A 17,362-nucleotide genomic window follows, 5' to 3' on the forward strand; every position below is an offset into this window, starting at 1 on the left:
AAAGACTGAAAAGGGGATACCTATGGGGCGGGCAACACGGGCGATTATTGATTTGTCGGCTATCTGTCAGAATTATCGTTTGGCAAAATCATTAACGGCGGGTGCTGATGCGGTCGCTGTGATTAAGGCTGATGCATACGGTCATGGTGCTGTACGTGTTGCTTTATCTATGGAGCCTGAAGTGCCTGCGTTTGGGGTGGCTTGTATAGAAGAGGCCATTGAAATACGTGACGCAGGCGTGCAGAAACCTATCTTATTATTAGAAGGTTTCTTTACGGCTGATGAGCTGACGACTATTGCAGAGAAAAATTTCTGGACAGCGATTCATCGTGTAGAGCAGATAGCAATGCTAGAAGAGGCCCAGCTAGTAGCGCCTGTTAACGTTTGGCTTAAGTTAGACTCGGGTATGCACCGTTTAGGTCTGGATGCTCCGGACTATCGACAAGCATACGAGCGCTTGCAGGCATGTAAGAATGTTTCTGATATCGTTTTAATGAGCCATTTGGCATGTGCGGATGAGCTGGATAAGCCTCATACCATGCAGCAGGCAGCGTTATTTGATCAAACAGTTGAAGGCATATCTGCACCTCATAGTATTGCTAACTCTCCTGCAACGTTAGCGTGGCCGGCTTTGCATCGTGATTGGGTTCGCCCTGGCTTAATGCTGTATGGAGCGTCTCCATTTGAAGCGTCTCAACCTAATGCAGATAAGCTGTTGGCAGCAATGACACTTGAGAGTGAAGTGATTGCTGTTCATGACTTAAAAGCAGGAGAGGCGGTTGGCTATGCGGCTTCTTATGTGTGTGAAGAAAATACACGCGTAGGAACGGTAGCGATTGGTTATGGTGACGGTTATTCGCGCCATGCAGGGACTGGCACGCCCGTTATTGTGAACGGCCAACGAACCAAAATTATTGGTCGTGTATCAATGGATATGTGCGCAATAGACCTGACAGGCCTAACAAATGTGGATGTGGGATCAAAAGTAGAGTTGTGGGGGGCGCAATTAAGCGTCAATGAAGTGGCACGCCACTGCGGCACTATTCCTTATACGTTGTTTACTGGTATTACCAGGCGAGTTCCAAGGCATTACATTTAACCGAATGTGACAGCTTTTATCTAAAACCCCGATAATTCAATCGGGGTTTTTTATTATGAGCGATAGCTACTTACTTTTCAGGGGCGTGAAATAGTAAGAATAGATCAACTAAAATATCAGGTATTTCGTTAGCCATTTGTTCTGCTACAGCGCTATTTTTGCGGATCTCTTTGAATTCTTTTTCATCAAATAGATTCGAAACAACCATGATAGGTAGCATCAACTCAGCAACAGTTTCTTCTTTAGATGTGCCTTCTGAGAACCACTCGTCTTCGTTAAGAAAGACGCCTTCCATAAAGGCTTGTGCCCAAATCTCAAGCTCGGATTCTTCATTTTTTGTTTCGAGTGTAAGTTCGCAAGGCATGCCGAGTTCACTGTCGTTGCTTAAGTCACTGTAAATTGAGCTTTTCCAGCGATTCAGCGTGCTAGTGATCTCTTTTTCTTGCTCTGCAGAAGTCCATTTAGGTACTCCATCAAACAGAACGTCCATCCATTCCTCTTCAGAAGCAGGAGCAGGACTAATATTGAGCGCGCATAGGAAACCATGAATGCCGATAAGATCAAGAGAATCTTCTGATACAACGTCTGAAAAGATGAAAGTTTCTAGACGATCGAGTTCATCATCGGATAAAGGCGTACTATTTAATGTACTTTGCATATTCGGGTTTCCTAAAAGAAAGGCAGTTTTCGCTATTCTACTCCTAGACGAATGCGTAGTCAGTGATAATTTGAGATGACAGTGGTCTAGCCTTTACGGATAATCAACGGATGACGAATAAAACCCTCCATGTGTTAAAAGAAATATTTGGTTATGACCAGTTCCGCGCACCTCAAGATGAGGTGATTCAGAGCTTGTTGGATAACCGAGATGCTTTAGTGATTATGCCAACGGGGGGAGGAAAGTCGCTCTGCTATCAATTGCCAGCTTTGTTACGTTCTGGAACTGCGTTGGTTATATCGCCATTAATTGCTTTGATGTATGACCAAGTTACGGCGTTATCGCAATTGGGAGTTAGAGCCGCTTGTCTTAATTCATCCCTGGATTATGTGATTCAAACAGAAGTTGAGCAGGCGCTGCTTAGTGGTCAGTTGGATCTATTGTATATTGCACCAGAGCGTTTGACGCAGCCAAAAACACTCGCACTATTGCGGCAGTGTGAGATTGCTCTTTTTGCCATTGATGAAGCGCATTGTGTATCACAGTGGGGGCATGATTTTAGGCCCGAGTATTTAAAGCTGGCATCATTGGCTGATGCATTTCCTGATGTGCCTCGTATAGCGTTAACCGCCACGGCCGACCCGAGAACCCAGCAAGAGATTGTTGATCGCTTAGGGCTACACAATGCGCGTATTTTTATTCAAGGTTTTGACCGTCCTAATATTCGTTATCGTATTGGTCAGAAAAATCGTGCGCGTGAGCAATTGCTTTCTTTTCTAAAGCAAGAGCACCCCAATGATGCAGGTATTGTTTACTGTCTATCTCGTAAAAGTGTTGAAGAAACGGCGGCATGGCTGACGGAGCGAGGCTTTAACGCGTTGCCTTATCATGCCGGACTCTCTACTGATTTGAAAAATCATAACCAGCATAGGTTTCTTACGGAAGAGTCGATCATTATCGTTGCCACTATTGCGTTCGGCATGGGTATTGATAAGCCTAATGTGAGGTTTGTGGCGCATTTGGATTTACCGAAAAGTATCGAAGCTTATTACCAAGAAACAGGGAGAGCTGGGCGTGATGGTATGCCCGCTGATGCTTGGATGGTTTACGGTCTGCAAGATGTGATTTTTTTAAGGCAGATGTTAGAAGGCTCGCAGGCGGCGGAGCAGTTCAAGCAAATTGAGCGACAGAAGCTTGAAGCAATGATGGGTTTTTGTGAAATTACCACCTGTAGGCGACAGGTATTGTTGGGGTATTTTGGTGAGAAAGACCATGCGCCATGTGGTAACTGTGATACCTGTTTAGAGCCTGTTCCGCAATGGGATGGGACTGAAGCGGCGCGAAAAGCATTGTCATCTGTATACCGAACAGGGCAGCGCTATGGTGTTAATCATGTCATTGATGTTCTCTTAGGTAATCTAACCGATAAAGTGAAATCTGAGCGCCATGAAAAGGTATCAACATGGGGTATTGGTGTCGGTCTTAATCGCAATCAGTGGCGGTCTGTTTTTCGGCAATTAGTCGCGCGTGGTTATCTTAATGTAGACCCTGATGGCTATGGTGTTCTCCATCTGAGTGATCGTTGTCGGTCTTTACTTAAGGGGAATGAAACACTGCTGCTTCGAGAAGATAAGCGAGAGCGCAGTAGTGGTTACCAGAAAAATAGAGGGCCTCAGCAGCAATTAGATGCTGCGGATCATAAGCTTTGGGAATTGTTAAAGAGGTTGCGTAAACGCTTGGCGGATGAGCAAGATGTGCCTCCGTATGTGATTTTTCATGATGCAACCTTGATGGAAATGGTGATGTATCGCCCGGCGACTAATGCGCAGCTGCATAAAATTAGTGGTGTAGGTGAGCGAAAGTTAGAGCTTTATGGTGAAGTGTTCCTAGAAGCTATTTGTCAGGAGCCTTCCGCTGAACAAGACAAGGGTAGTCAGGCGCAGGAATCGGTCGCACTTTTTAAAGCGGGAATGACCATAGCTCAGGTTGCTAAGATGCAAAAGCTCTCAGAGAAAGTGATTTTTATTCACCTATCCGCGGGCATTAAAAAGGGTGAACTGTCTGTTGAAGAGGTGGTTGAGCTGCCAGAGGCGGAGTTGCAGCATATCCAGCAAGTTATTTTGGATTGTCAGGAGCGTTTTGGTCAGGCGTTGAAACCTGTTTATGATGCGTTGGCAGGTGTGTACGAAATCGGTGTTTTGAGCTGTATCCGCCAAGGGTTGGAGCGATAATGGATGCTGATCTTGTCGGTTTGTTTTTTAGTAGTTTGGTCTCTTCTACCTTGTTGCCAGGAGGTTCAGAGGCTTATCTTGCTTGGTTAGTCTCTGATGGTGCAATCTCGGCTTGGGTGCTGATAATAGTGGCAACGTTAGGTAACACCTTAGGTGGTGTAATTACCTATGGCATGGGAAGGCTTGTTGCCATGCGCTATCCATTTAAACTGTTGGATAAGAATAAGCACCAAAGAGCAAAGCGCTGGTTTGAAAAGGTTGGTAGTAGTGTTTTGTTGTTATCTTGGTTGCCTGTTGTTGGTGATCCGCTGTGTTTTGTCGCCGGTTGGTTAAAGGTCAATGCCATCGCTGGAATCTTCTTTATTGCCTTGGGGAAGGCAATCCGGTATATGCTGATAGCGGGTCTATTTGTATAGCAGGAGGTCGCTGGCATATTGCTGGTTTCTGATATGTTTCAAAAACTACGTTTGGTATTACTTATAGCTGTGCTGGTGGTAGTTAGTTTAAATGCCGTGCTATCTCAAATTCGCACGACAGATTGGAGCACCACTTTATGGGTTGTTGTTTATCCGCTTAATGCTGACGGTAGGGAGGATACGCAGCGTTATATTGATTCATTAAAGGAGTCGCGGTTCGATGATATTGAAAGCTTCTTTTCAAAAGAGTCTAAGCGTTATCAGTTAAACATAGAAGCCCCTGTGCAGGTTATGTTAGCGCCTCTGCTTAAAGAGCAGCTACCAGAGCCCCCAGAGAATCCAAGTATTATTGATAACGTGCTTTGGAGTCTGCATATGCGCTACTGGTCTTGGCGACAAGATAGCTGGCAAGGGCCGGATCCTGATGTGAAAATATATATGCGTTTTTATTCTCCTGAGAATCCCAAATTGTTGCGCCATTCGTTAGGTTTGCAAAAAGGTTTGATTGGTATAGTGAATGGTTATGCGGATGTTGAGTATCAGGGGCAAAATAATTTAATTGCAGCGCATGAGTTGTTGCATACCTTAGGTGCTTCAGATAAATATGACCCAGCCACCAATTGGCCTATATGGCCTGATGGGTATGCAGACCCCACACAAGAGCCATTGTTACCACAAACCAAAGCCGAAATTATGGGAGGGAGAGTGCAAATATCACCCGCCATCGCATTAATACCACCGAGTTTAGAGCATGTAGTGGTGGGGGCTGCCACTGCGATAGAAGTTAATTGGCATTCAGGTGAGTAGCTTTTTGTATTCAATGACTTTTATTTAGGCCAAAAAAAACCCGCACAAAGCGGGTTTTTTTATAGCGTTGCAATTACTCTGGGTAATCGCGCTTGCTTGGGCCCATATACAGCTGACGAGGGCGGCCGATTTTATTCGGGCTGCTGTGGAACTCGCTCCAATGAGAGATCCAGCCAATAGTACGAGACAGAGCAAAGATTACCGTGAACATATTGGTTGGAATGCCGATAGCTTTCAAGATAATACCTGAGTAGAAATCAACGTTCGGATACAGCTTACGGTTTACAAAGTACTCGTCTTCAAGTGCGATCTGTTCAAGACGTTTAGCGATTTTTAGTAAAGGATCGTTCTCAATACCTAGTTCAGCTAGTACTTCGTCACATGTTTGCTTCATAACTTTAGCACGAGGGTCAAAGTTGCGATATACGCGGTGACCAAAGCCCATTAGGCGGAAGCCATCTTCAGGATCTTTAGCGCGTTCGATGAACTCAGGGATATTTGCTTCATCACCGATCTCTTCAAGCATCTGTAATACGGCTTCGTTTGCGCCACCGTGAGCAGGTCCCCAAAGTGCAGCAACACCGGATGCGATACATGCAAATGGGTTCGCGCCAGAAGAACCGGCTAAACGTACAGTGGATGTAGAAGCATTTTGCTCATGGTCTGCATGTAGTAAGAAGATGCGGTCCATAGCTTTTGCAAGAATCGGATTTGGGACGTATGTTTCGCAAGGCGTACCAAACATCATATGCAGAAAGTTGTCAGCATAGTCTAAATCGTTGCGTGGGTACTGGAATGGCTGTCCCATGCTGTATTTGTAGCACATCGATGCAATAGTAGGCATTTTAGCAATAAGGCGGTATGCACATACTTCACGATGATGCGGATCATCAATATCCAAAGAGTCGTGATAAAAGGCAGATAAAGCACCCACTACACCCACCATGATAGCCATTGGGTGAGCATCACGACGGAAGCCGTTAAAGAAGTGGTTCATTTGTTCGTGAACCATTGTGTGGTTTTTAATGGTTCCAACAAATTTAGCTTTCTGTTCTGGAGTAGGTAACTCGCCGTTTAACAGCAAATAACACGTTTCCAGATAATCAGAGTGTTTAGCAAGTTGTTCTATCGGGTAACCGCCGTGTAGCAAGATGCCTTTATCACCATCGATATAAGTAATGCTGGATTCGCAAGCTGCGGTAGATACAAAACCTGGGTCATAGGTGAAAAGACCAAGGCCGGTTAGAGGGCGTACGTCAATAACGTCCTGTCCTTCAGTACCGGAATAAACAGATAGTTCAATTACTTCTTCAACACCATCGATTGTCAAACGTGCTTTTTTATCAGCCATTATAGGCTCCTATCATTTTATTCATTATATTAGACTGCTGTGATATATAGGTTATATCCAAGGTTATATCCAGAGTCTTAGTCCGCTTGGGATATGCTCAATATAAAGATTGATTCAGGATTGTCAATCTGGACACTCAGTGCTTTTTCTGCATTGCAGCAATCGAGGGTGATTTTTACCAACAATAGGCCTTGGGAAGAATACTCTTTTAGTTGTATAAGGCGTTCCTAAGTAGTTGATGGCTAGGGTTTGTATTCACTAGACGTTAGGCTTATAGCTTGATCTGGCGCGTTGTATTCTAATTTTTAACTGTCTATAATCTCACTCCGAAGTACGTGTATGGTAAGTGTTGACACGTATTTTTGTCTGAGGAACTACTCTCTGAACACTACCTAGCAACCTTGCCCCACGATGGGCAGCAAAGTGTGAATAAGAGCCGTGAACAAAAAAAGACCTGTAAACCTAGATCTAAGAACTATCAAGCAGCCACTTCCTGCGATTACATCCATATTGCATCGTGCAACTGGTGTTGTGTTGTTTTTCGGCACACTCTTTATGACATATGCATTGGGAATGTCCCTCGAATCAGAAGCTGGCTTTAACGAAGCAACTACCATGTTAGAAGAGGGCTTCTTCGCGAGGCTGATTACATGGGGATTAGTATCTGCATTACTGTATCACCTGCTTGCGGGTGTTAAGCATCTCATTATGGATGCTGGGCACTTAGAAGAGCTTGAGAGCGGAACAATGGCAGCGAAAGCTACCTTGATCGCTGGTGCAGTCGCAATTCTACTGGCAGGAGTTTGGGTATGGTAACAAGTATCACTAGCTTTGGCCGAAGTGGCTTATATGACTGGATGGTCCAGCGAGTCACAGCAGTAGTATTGCTGGCCTATACAATCTTTATGATTGGTTATCTGCTGTTTAATTCAGATATGGATTATTCGCAGTGGAAATCACTATTTGAGTGCACATCGATGCGCATCTTCACCCTGCTGGCTTTACTATCTATGGCTGCACATGCCTGGATCGGTCTATGGTCAGTAACTACAGACTATATCAAACCAACTGGCTTACGTTTTGTTGTCCAGTCTGGTTGTGGTTTGTTGACGTTTATCTACGTCGTTTGGGGTATTCAGATTCTGTGGGGTGTCTAAGCGATGAATGAACTGCGCACGTTAACTTTTGATGCGATTGTAGTTGGTGGTGGTGGTGCAGGTATGCGTGCCGCACTACAGCTGGCGCAATCTGGGTTAAATACAGCCTGTGTGACTAAAGTGTTTCCAACACGTTCACATACTGTATCTGCTCAGGGCGGTATTACCTGTGCAATCGCAAGTGCTGATCCAAATGACGATTGGCGCTGGCATATGTATGACACCGTTAAGGGCTCTGATTATATCGGAGATCAGGATGCTATTGAGTATATGTGCTCTGTAGGTCCTCAGGCTGTGTTTGAGCTTGATCATATGGGTATGCCATTTTCTCGTACTGAGATTGGCCGAATTTACCAGCGCCCTTTTGGTGGTCAATCAAAAGGTCCTGATAATCCAACTCAGGCTGCACGTACATGTGCTGCTGCTGACCGTACTGGGCATGCTTTGTTGCATACTCTTTATCAGGCTAACTTGAAAGCCGGTACAACTTTTCTTAACGAATGGTTTGCTGTAGATCTAGTTAAAAATGAAGACGGTGCTGTTGTCGGCTGTATTGCCATCTGTATAGAAACAGGCGAAACAGTTTACATTAAGGCCAAAGCAACAGTGCTTGCTACTGGTGGTGCTGGCCGTATCTTTGCTTCTACTACTAATGCCTTGATCAATACTGGTGACGGTATGGGCATGTCTTTGCGTGCTGGTGTTCCGGCGCAGGATATGGAAATGTGGCAGTTCCACCCAACCGGTATTGCTGGTGCGGGTGTGCTTGTTACTGAAGGTTGTCGTGGTGAAGGTGGTTACCTGATCAATAAAGACGGTGAGCGTTTCATGGAGCGTTATGCGCCAAACGCAAAAGACCTTGCTGGTCGTGATGTGGTTGCGCGTTCAATGATTCTAGAAATTCTAGATGGCCGTGGCTGTGGTCCTGATGGCGATCATGTATATCTGAAACTCGATCATTTGGGTGAAGAGGTGCTGCTATCTCGTTTGCCAGGTATCTGTGAGCTTTCTAAAACATTTGCTCATGCTGATCCAGTGAAAGAGCCGGTTCCAGTTGTTCCGACTTGTCACTATCAGATGGGTGGTGTTGCTACCAATATTGGTGGGCAAGCCTTGGCTCCTAACAAAGATGGCGATCATGCAATTATTGATGGTCTGTTTGCTTGTGGTGAAGTGGCTTGTGTGTCAGTTCATGGTGCAAACCGTCTAGGTGGTAATTCATTGCTTGATTTGGTTGTATTCGGTCGTGCTGCAGGTATTCAGATTGAGAAGCAGATGCGCGAAGGCTATGAAGCCAAAGAAGCAACTGCGGCTGATCTTGATCGTGCTATGGCGCGCTTGAATCGCTTGAATGGATCTACTTCAGGTGAAAGTGTTGCTGATGTTCGTAAAGAGCTTCAGGCAACGATGCAGCTTTACTTCGGTGTTTTCCGCGATGGCGAAAGCATGCAGAAGGGTCTTGAGCTATTGGGTGAAATCCGCGCTAAAGTCGGTAACCTGTATCTTGAAGATAAGAGTAATGCATTCAACACAGCACGTTTAGAAGCATTAGAGCTTGAAAACCTAATGGAAGTTGCAGAAGCAACAGCGATTGCCGCGGAAGTTCGTAAAGAATCTCGTGGTGCGCATGCTCGTAACGACTTCACAGAACGTGATGATGAAAACTGGTTGTGCCATTCGGTCTTCTTCCCGCAGGATAAAACAGTTGGTAAGCGTGCAGTTAACTTCTCGCCAAAAACTGTTGAAGCTTTCCCACCAAAAGTTCGTACATACTAAGGGGTAATTACAGTGTTAGTAAGCGTATATCGTTACAATCCTGAGACTGATGATGCTCCTTACATGCAGGATATCCATATTGATATCCCTGGTGGAAAAGACATCATGGTTTTGGATCTCCTTCAGCTATTGAAGGATAAAGATACATCACTGGGTTACCGTCGTTCATGCCGTGAAGGTGTGTGTGGTTCTGATGGTATGAATATGAATGGTAAGAATGGTCTGGCTTGTATTACTGCGCTTTCTCAGGTGGTAGTAGATGATAAGCTCGTTCTTCGTCCTCTTCCTGGGCTGCCTGTTATCCGCGACTTAGTTGTTGATATGTCGCAGTTCTATAAGCAGTACGAGAAAATTAAGCCATTCTTAATTAACGACACGCCAGCGCCGCCGATGGAGCGTTTGCAGTCTCCTGAAGAGCGTGAAGAGCTGGATGGTTTGTATGAGTGTATCTTGTGTGCATGTTGTACAACGGCTTGTCCTTCATTCTGGTGGAATCCTGATAAGTTTGTAGGGCCGTCTGGTCTATTGCAGGCGTATCGTTTCCTAGCCGATAGTCGAGATACCGCAACTCGGGAGCGTTTAGCGGAGCTGGATGACCCGTTTAGTGTATTCCGCTGTCATGGCATCATGAACTGCGTAAGCGTTTGCCCGAAAGGTTTGAATCCTACTAAGGCAATCGGGAAAATTCGCAACATGCTGATCCAGCAAGCGACATAGAAATAACAAACGGCACCTTGGGTGCCGTTTTTTTTGCCTGTTTAGCCGAAAGACTTATGCTTCAATGCGGTAACTTTCTGTAGAATTGGGCATTGTTTGATATATAAAGGCTGATATAAAAGGCGTACAATATTGCCCGCATTTCCATGCCACATCGTGGTAGTGCAGGGTTAAGACAACGGAAACACAAGAAGGGGCATCTGCACGGGTTAACGCCGGTATTCTAAAGCCGTCTCCGTAGACAGTCCCTCGAGCCAGGGTGAACAACTAATGCAAGAAGGCGTAATGGAGTTGCTGTGGAAAAATGCTCACCTTTATGGTGGCAACCTTTCTTACATCGAGCAACTATATGAAACTTACCTTATGGACCCCAATGCTGTTCCTCAGGAATGGCGAGAAGAGTTTGACCGCTTGCCAAAAGTGGGAGAAAGCATTTCTCTGGATGTCCCTCATTCTCCAGTGCGTGAGCACTTCCTTCATTTATCTAAAAACCAGAAGCGTAGCCAGCCAAGTGCTGTGAGTAGTGTTTCTTCGGAACATGAGCAGAAGCAGATTCGCGTGTTGCGAATGATCAATGCTTACCGCGTTCGTGGTCATCAGGTAGCGAAAATTGACCCGTTAGGGTTGATGGGACGTGAAGATGTGCCCGATTTAGAGCTGCGTTACCATGAATTGTCAGAAGCTGATTTTGATACAAAATTCCAATTAGGTTCTTTGTTCTTCGGTCCTGATGAAGCTCCACTTAAAGATATCCTTGCTGATCTGAAAAAAACTTACTGTGCGACAGTCGGTGCTGAGTACATGCATATCGTGGATACGCAAGAAAAGCGTTGGATTCAGTCTCGCCTTGAGCCTGTGCGTTCTCATCCACAGGTAGAAGTTGGCAAGAAAAAGATGATTCTGGAGCGTTTGACGGCTGCAGAAGGTTTGGAAAAGTATCTGGGTTCACGTTATGCCGGCGCTAAACGCTTTGGTGTGGAAGGTGGTGAATCACTGATAGTTTCATTAAATACCTTGATTCAACGCGCAGGTAAGCAGGGGGCCAAAGAAGTAGTCATTGGTATGGCTCACCGTGGACGCTTGAATACGCTGGTTAATATTTTTGGTAAAAACCCAGCTGAGTTATTTAGTGAATTTGAAGGTAAGAAGACGCTAGAAACATCAGGTGATGTTAAATATCACCAAGGCTTTTCTTCTAATGTTATGACTGCCGGTGGTGAAGTTCATATTGCGATGGCATTTAACCCATCTCACTTAGAAATTTCTGCGCCTGTTGTTGAAGGTTCTGTTCGTGCTCGTCAAGATCGTCGAAGTGACCCAATAGGAACGTCGGTTGTTCCTGTTAATATTCACGGTGACCAAGCGTTTGCCGGCCAAGGTGTGGTGATGGAGACATTTCAGATGTCTCAAACTCGCGCCTATAAAACCGGTGGCACAATCCATCTTGTGATTAATAACCAAGTCGGTTTTACAACGAATAAAAAAGAAGATTCTCGTTCGACTGAATATGCAACCGATGTTGCAAAAATGATTCAGGCACCGATCTTCCATGTTAACGGTGACGATCCAGAAGCTGTGCGTTTTGTGACGCAGGTTGCATTGGATTACCGTAACGAATTTAAAAAAGACGTTGTAATTGATTTGTTCTGTTATCGCCGTCGTGGTCATAACGAAGCTGATGAGCCATCTGGAACACAGCCGTTAATGTATGCGCAGATTAAAAAGCAGAAAACAACGCGTGATCTGTATGCTACTCAGCTTATCAGCGAAGGTGTCATTACTGCTGAAGAGAGCAAGTTGCAAGAAGTTGAATACCGTAAGTTGCTAGAAGACGGTGAGCATGTTGTTCAGTCTTTAGTGCAGCAACCAAACTCTGAGTTGTTTGTCGATTGGCAGCCATACTTAGGGCATCAATGGTCCTTTGAGTGTGATACTCGTGTGGATCTCAAATTGCTTCAAGAGATTGGTGCGCAGATTTGTGAAACCCCTGAAGGGTTCTCGGTACAGCGTCAAGTTCAAAAAATCTACGATGACCGTAAGCGAATGGCTGCGGGCGCAATGGAATTGAACTGGGGTATGGCTGAATCACTTGCTTATGCCACTATTCTTGCGGAAGGACATCCTGTACGTATAACAGGTCAGGATGTTGGGCGTGGTACGTTCTCGCACCGCCATGCTGTATTGCATGATCAGAAAACGCAGGAAACTTACTTGCCGTTGGAGAACTTATCTGCTGATCAGCCGCGCCTTACTTTGCACGATTCTTACTTGTCTGAAGAAGCTGTATTGGCATTTGAATACGGTTACTCAACTACCATGCCTAATGCATTGGTTATTTGGGAAGCTCAGTTTGGTGACTTCGCCAACGGTGCTCAGGTAGTAATTGACCAATTTATTACCAGTGGTGAGCATAAATGGCAGCGTCTATGCGGCTTAACGCTACTCTTGCCTCATGGTTTTGAAGGGCAGGGGCCAGAGCATTCTTCTGCACGTTTAGAGCGCTTCTTGCAGCTATCTGCTGAGCATAATATTCAGGTTTGTACACCGACTACACCTGCACAAATTTACCATTTGTTGCGTCGTCAGGTTGTACGTCCTCTGCGTAAGCCGTTGGTGGTTATGTCACCGAAGAGCTTGCTGCGCCATAAACAGGCTACATCTACTTTAGAAGAACTGGCAGAAGGCACCTTCCTTCCAGTGATTGGTGAAGTGGATACACAGGAACCGAAAAATGTGAAACGTTTGGTTCTATGTGGAGGTAAAGTTTATTATGACCTTTACAATCGTCGCGCTGAACTTGAAAAAGATAATGTTGCGATTGTGCGTATTGAGCAGCTTTACCCGTTCCCTGAAAAAGATCTGGCTGAAACAATCAAAGAATATACCAATTTAGATTCGGTAGTCTGGTGTCAGGAAGAGCCTATGAACCAAGGAGCATGGTATTGCACGCAACACCATATGCGCCATGTTCTTCATAAGCACGATTCTTCTCTCGCATTAGAAGGTGTTGGTCGACCAGCATCTGCAGCACCAGCGGTTGGTTATATCTCTGTGCATGTTGAGCAGCAAGAAACACTAGTAAATAAAGCAATCAACGGTTAATGACTAAGCTGCCCAAAATAGGGGCAGCTTTTTGAGCATATAAGGAATAGAAATGTCCATCGAAATTAAAGCCCCTACATTTCCTGAATCGGTTGCCGACGGTACTGTTGCGACTTGGCATAAACAACCAGGTGAAGCATGTTCTGCTGATGACCTGATTGTTGATATTGAAACAGACAAAGTAGTTTTGGAAGTTGTTGCACCACAAGACGGTGTTATTAAAGAAATTCTTAAAGGCGAAGGCGATACCGTTCTTAGCGATGAGATTATTGCGGTTTTTGAAGCTGGTGCTGCTGCATCTGCTGCGGCTCCTGCCGCTGAAGTTGCTTCTGCTGAAGCAGGTGATTCAGATAAAGTAGGCCCTGCTGCACGTAAGTTGATTGATGAAAACAACCTTGATGCAAACCAAATCCCAGGTACGGGTAAAAATGGTGGCATTACTAAAGAAGATGTTTTGAACTTTATGAAGTCAGGCGCACCTGCTGCTACTGCAGCGCCCGCAGCAACTAAAGCCGCTGCACCTGCACCTGTTGCTGTTAACGTTGCTCCAGGTGAGCGTGTAGAAAAACGTGTTCCTATGACGCGTTTGCGTGCCACTATCGCTAAGCGTTTGGTTGAAGCGCAGCAAACAGCAGCTATGTTGACTACTTACAATGAAGTTAACATGAAGCCTGTTATGGAGCTTCGTAAGCAATACAAAGAGCTGTTTGAAAAAACACATAATGGAACACGCCTTGGTTTTATGTCTTTCTTCGTGAAAGCTGTAACTGAAGCGCTAAAACGTTTCCCTGCTGTAAACGCGTCTATTGATGGTAACGATATGGTTTATCATGGCTACCAAGATATCGGTGTAGCTGTATCAACTGATCGTGGTCTGATGGTTCCAGTTCTGCGCGATACTGACGGTATGGGGCTTTCTGATATTGAAGCAACCATTGCTGATTTCGGTAAGCGCGGTCGTGACGGTAAATTGGGTCTGAATGATATGCAAGGTGGTACTTTTACTATCACTAATGGCGGAACATTCGGCTCACTTATGTCTACTCCTATCCTTAACCCACCACAGACTGCCATTCTGGGAATGCACAAAATCCAGGATCGTCCTATGGCTGTGAACGGTGAAGTGGTCATTCTTCCAATGATGTATCTGGCATTGTCATACGACCATCGTATGATTGATGGCAAAGAGGCGGTACAATTCCTTGTTACGGTTAAGAGTCTGCTGGAAGATCCTGCTCGCATTCTCCTTGATGTGTAATTTCAACCCTGTAACCAACGTGAGAATAGGAAAGACACATGTCACAAAAATTTGATGTTATCGTAATTGGTGCCGGTCCTGGTGGATATGTTGCTGCCATTCGTGCTGCACAGCTAGGTCTGAATACTGCGTGCGTTGAGAAGTGGGTTGATGATAAGGGCGCTACCTTATTAGGCGGTACATGCTTGAATGTTGGTTGTATCCCTTCAAAAGCATTGTTGGAATCTACTCATAAATTCCATGAAGCTTCACATGACTTCGATGTTCATGGAATCCAGACATCTGATGTTCAAATGGATGTTAAGAAAATGGTATCTCGCAAAGATACTATAGTGAAAAACCTAACCGGTGGTATTACGGGTCTGTTTAAAGCCAATGGTGTAACAACGCTTTCTGGTATGGGTAAGTTGTTAGCTAACAAACAGGTAGAAGTCACTGCTGCTGATGGTTCTGTATCTGTTTATGATGCTGAAAATGTTATTTTGGCATCTGGTTCAGTTCCTGTAGAGATTCCGCCAGCACCACTAACGGAAGGTCTAATTCTTGATAATGCCGGTGCATTGGATATCAATGAAACACCTAAGCGTTTGGGTGTTATCGGAGCAGGTGTTATTGGTCTAGAAATGGGTTCTATCTGGGCTCGTCTTGGTTCTGAAGTAACAGTGCTTGAAGCAATGGACGGGTTCTTGTCTCTTGCTGATAAAGATGTTTCTAAAGAAGCTAAAAAGCTGCTGGGTAAGCAAGGTTTAGATATTAAGCTGAATGCTCGTTGTACTGGCACTGAAATCATTGATGGTAAAGAAGTCAAAGTTAAGTACACGGATGCTAACGGTGAACAAGAACTTGTCGTTGATAAGTTGATTGTTGCTGTGGGTCGTCGTCCGCAGACTTCAGGCCTATTGGCTGGTGATAGCGGTGTGAAACTGGATGAGCGTGGCTTTATCTTTGTTGATGAATCTTGCCATACAGGAGTGCCGGGTGTTTTCGCTATTGGTGACTCTGTACGTGGTCCTATGCTGGCACATAAAGCTTCTGAAGAAGGTGTTATGGTTGCAGACATCATTGCAGGCCACAAAGCGGCTATGAATTATGATGTGATCCCTAACATTATCTACACTTACCCTGAATTAGCCTGGGTTGGGAAAACAGAACAAGAACTTAAGGCCGAAGGCGTTAAAATTAAGGTTGGTAAATTCCCATTTGCGGCTTCTGGTCGTGCAATGGCTTCTAATGCGACAGATGGTTTTGTTAAAATCATTGCAGATGAAGAAACTGATCGTATTTTAGGTGTTCATATGGTCGGCGCTATCGCATCTGAGCTTATTGCTCAGGGTGGTATTGCTATGGAATTCTGCTCAAGTGCAGAAGATCTACAGCTAATGGTATTTGCTCACCCAACAGTGAGTGAAGCCGTGCATGAAGCTGCATTAGCAGTAGACAACCATGCAATACATATTGCTAATCGTAAAAAGCGCTAATTTAGTACATTATTAAAAACGTTTTTAAAGTTTTGGCCGGGTAATACCCCTGGCCAAATTAGCGAGAACTTGTCGTAAGACCTGTGGGCTGGGTCAGTTTTGGCTGATCCAGAATAATCAGAGACAACACAACGGACTAGAGCATGAATCTTCACGAGTACCAAGGCAAACAATTGTTTGCTCAATATGGTCTGCCTGTATCCAAAGGTTACGCGGTAGACACTCCAGAAGCTGCAGTAGAAGCAGCTAACAAAATCGGCGGTGACAAATGGGTTGTAAAAGCTCAGGTTCACGCAGGTGGCCGTGGCAAAGCGGGCGGAGTTAAACTGGTTGAAACACCAGAAGCTGCAAAAGAATTCGCTGCTCATTGGCTAGGTAAAAACCTAGTAACTTATCAGACTGATGCCAATGGTCAGCCTGTTACTAAAATACTGGTTGAAACATGTACTGATATCGCTGAAGAGCTATATTTGGGTGCTGTTGTCGATCGTTCTTCACGTCGTATCGTTTTCATGGCCTCTACTGAAGGTGGTGTTGAAATCGAGAAAGTTGCTGAAGAAACACCAGAAAAAATCTTAAAAGCAACGGTTGATCCTTTGACCGGTGCGCAGCCATACCAGGCACGCGAGCTGGCTTTCCAGCTAGGTTTGAAGGGTGACCAGATTAAGCAGTTTACCAAGATCTTCCTAGGTCTGGCTAAAATGTTTGAAGAGAAAGATCTTGCTTTACTTGAGATCAACCCTCTTGTTATCACTGATGCCGGTAATCTGCATTGCCTAGATGCTAAAATTGCTATCGATGGCAACGCTGTTTACCGTCATAAAGATCTTCAGGAAATGCATGATCCTTCACAGGAAGATGCTCGTGAAGCTCACGCAGCTACTTGGGACCTTAACTATGTTGCACTCGATGGTACTATCGGTTGCATGGTGAACGGTGCTGGTTTGGCTATGGGTACAATGGATATCGTAGCTACACACGGTGGCTTCCCAGCTAACTTCCTAGATGTTGGCGGTGGTGCAACTAAAGAACGTGTTACTGAAGCGTTCAAAATCATTCTGGCTGACGATAAAGTTAAAGCCGTTTTGGTTAACATCTTTGGTGGTATCGTACGTTGTGACCTGATTGCTGAAGGTATCATCGGTGCTGTTAAAGAAGTAGGTGTAACCGTACCTGTTGTTGTACGTTTAGAAGGTAACAATGCTGAGTTGGGTGCACAGCGCCTAGCTGAGTCTGGTTTGGATATCATTGCTGCTACCAGTCTGACAGATGCTGCTCAGCAAGCAGTTAAAGCTGCGGGGGGTAAGTAATA

At 45.0% G+C, this 17,362-nt stretch carries 14 protein-coding genes; 12 read left to right on the plus strand and 2 right to left on the minus strand.

Annotated features, from left to right (window positions below; genetic code table 11):
• Positions 1 to 22: 22 nt before the first annotated feature.
• Positions 23 to 1,099 carry an alanine racemase gene (alr, locus tag G511_RS0108020; protein ID WP_028469184.1) on the plus strand — a complete coding sequence of 359 codons (1,077 nt, stop codon included), beginning with the start codon at positions 23 to 25 and terminating at the stop codon, positions 1,097 to 1,099.
• 70 nt (positions 1,100 to 1,169) lie between these two features.
• Here the strand turns inward: alr and G511_RS0108025 are convergent, their stop codons facing one another.
• Entirely contained in the window at positions 1,170 to 1,757 is a 588-nt protein-coding gene (locus G511_RS0108025; protein WP_028469185.1) for a YecA/YgfB family protein, read from the minus strand.
• Positions 1,758 to 1,867: 110 nt separating this feature from the next.
• Between G511_RS0108025 and recQ the strand changes: the two genes are divergently transcribed.
• Genes recQ through G511_RS0108040 form a run of 3 tightly spaced genes read left to right on the plus strand, consistent with a single transcriptional unit; the run spans position 1,868 to position 5,211 of the window.
• Positions 1,868 to 3,988, plus strand: a complete 2,121-nt coding sequence (gene recQ, locus G511_RS0108030; RefSeq protein ID WP_028469186.1) for a DNA helicase RecQ — start codon at positions 1,868 to 1,870, stop codon at positions 3,986 to 3,988.
• The gene (locus G511_RS0108035) at positions 3,988 to 4,404 is read left to right on the plus strand and encodes a YqaA family protein (RefSeq protein ID WP_028469187.1); all 417 of its coding nucleotides are present in this window, start codon (positions 3,988 to 3,990) and stop codon (positions 4,402 to 4,404) included. The genes recQ and G511_RS0108035 overlap by 1 nt, the downstream gene beginning before the upstream one ends.
• 33 nt (positions 4,405 to 4,437) lie before the next feature.
• The gene (locus G511_RS0108040; RefSeq protein ID WP_036551672.1) at positions 4,438 to 5,211 is read left to right on the plus strand and encodes a hypothetical protein; all 774 of its coding nucleotides are present in this window, start codon (positions 4,438 to 4,440) and stop codon (positions 5,209 to 5,211) included.
• 73 nt (positions 5,212 to 5,284) lie between these two features.
• On the opposite strand, the gene gltA is transcribed toward G511_RS0108040, so the two are convergent.
• Positions 5,285 to 6,562 carry a citrate synthase gene (gltA, locus tag G511_RS0108045; RefSeq protein ID WP_028469189.1) on the minus strand — a complete coding sequence of 426 codons (1,278 nt, stop codon included), beginning with the start codon at positions 6,560 to 6,562 and terminating at the stop codon, positions 5,285 to 5,287.
• Between the two features lie 438 nt (positions 6,563 to 7,000).
• On the opposite strand from gltA, the gene sdhC reads away from it, so the two are divergent.
• The 8 genes from sdhC to sucC all read left to right on the plus strand — a co-directional run bounded on the left by sdhC (position 7,001) and on the right by sucC (position 17,360).
• On the plus strand, positions 7,001 to 7,378 hold the full coding sequence (gene sdhC, locus G511_RS0108050; RefSeq protein ID WP_028469190.1) for a succinate dehydrogenase, cytochrome b556 subunit: 378 nt from the start codon (positions 7,001 to 7,003) through the stop codon (positions 7,376 to 7,378).
• A complete protein-coding gene (gene sdhD, locus G511_RS0108055) occupies positions 7,372 to 7,719 on the plus strand; it encodes a succinate dehydrogenase, hydrophobic membrane anchor protein (RefSeq protein WP_028469191.1) in 348 nt (115 codons plus the stop codon). The genes sdhC and sdhD overlap by 7 nt, the downstream gene beginning before the upstream one ends.
• A 3-nt stretch (positions 7,720 to 7,722) precedes the next feature.
• A complete protein-coding gene (sdhA, locus tag G511_RS0108060) occupies positions 7,723 to 9,495 on the plus strand; it encodes a succinate dehydrogenase flavoprotein subunit (RefSeq protein ID WP_028469192.1) in 1,773 nt (590 codons plus the stop codon).
• Between the two features lie 12 nt (positions 9,496 to 9,507).
• Positions 9,508 to 10,212, plus strand: coding sequence for a succinate dehydrogenase iron-sulfur subunit (locus G511_RS0108065; protein WP_028469193.1), 705 nt, complete (start codon positions 9,508 to 9,510; stop codon positions 10,210 to 10,212).
• Between the two features lie 270 nt (positions 10,213 to 10,482).
• Positions 10,483 to 13,314, plus strand: coding sequence for a 2-oxoglutarate dehydrogenase E1 component (locus G511_RS0108070; RefSeq protein ID WP_028469194.1), 2,832 nt, complete (start codon positions 10,483 to 10,485; stop codon positions 13,312 to 13,314).
• Between the two features lie 52 nt (positions 13,315 to 13,366).
• Complete coding sequence (gene odhB, locus G511_RS0108075; protein ID WP_028469195.1) at positions 13,367 to 14,572, plus strand: 2-oxoglutarate dehydrogenase complex dihydrolipoyllysine-residue succinyltransferase; 1,206 nt, start codon at positions 13,367 to 13,369, stop codon at positions 14,570 to 14,572.
• Positions 14,573 to 14,610: 38 nt separating this feature from the next.
• Positions 14,611 to 16,050: a dihydrolipoyl dehydrogenase gene (gene lpdA, locus G511_RS0108080; RefSeq protein ID WP_028469196.1), complete on the plus strand. Its 1,440-nt coding sequence runs from the start codon at positions 14,611 to 14,613 to the stop codon at positions 16,048 to 16,050.
• Positions 16,051 to 16,193: 143 nt separating this feature from the next.
• Positions 16,194 to 17,360, plus strand: coding sequence for an ADP-forming succinate--CoA ligase subunit beta (sucC, locus tag G511_RS0108085; protein WP_028469197.1), 1,167 nt, complete (start codon positions 16,194 to 16,196; stop codon positions 17,358 to 17,360).
• The last annotated feature ends 2 nt before the right edge of the window (positions 17,361 to 17,362 follow it).

Source organism: Neptunomonas japonica DSM 18939, from assembly GCF_000422765.1.
GTDB classification, from domain to species: domain Bacteria; phylum Pseudomonadota; class Gammaproteobacteria; order Pseudomonadales; family Balneatricaceae; genus Neptunomonas; species Neptunomonas japonica.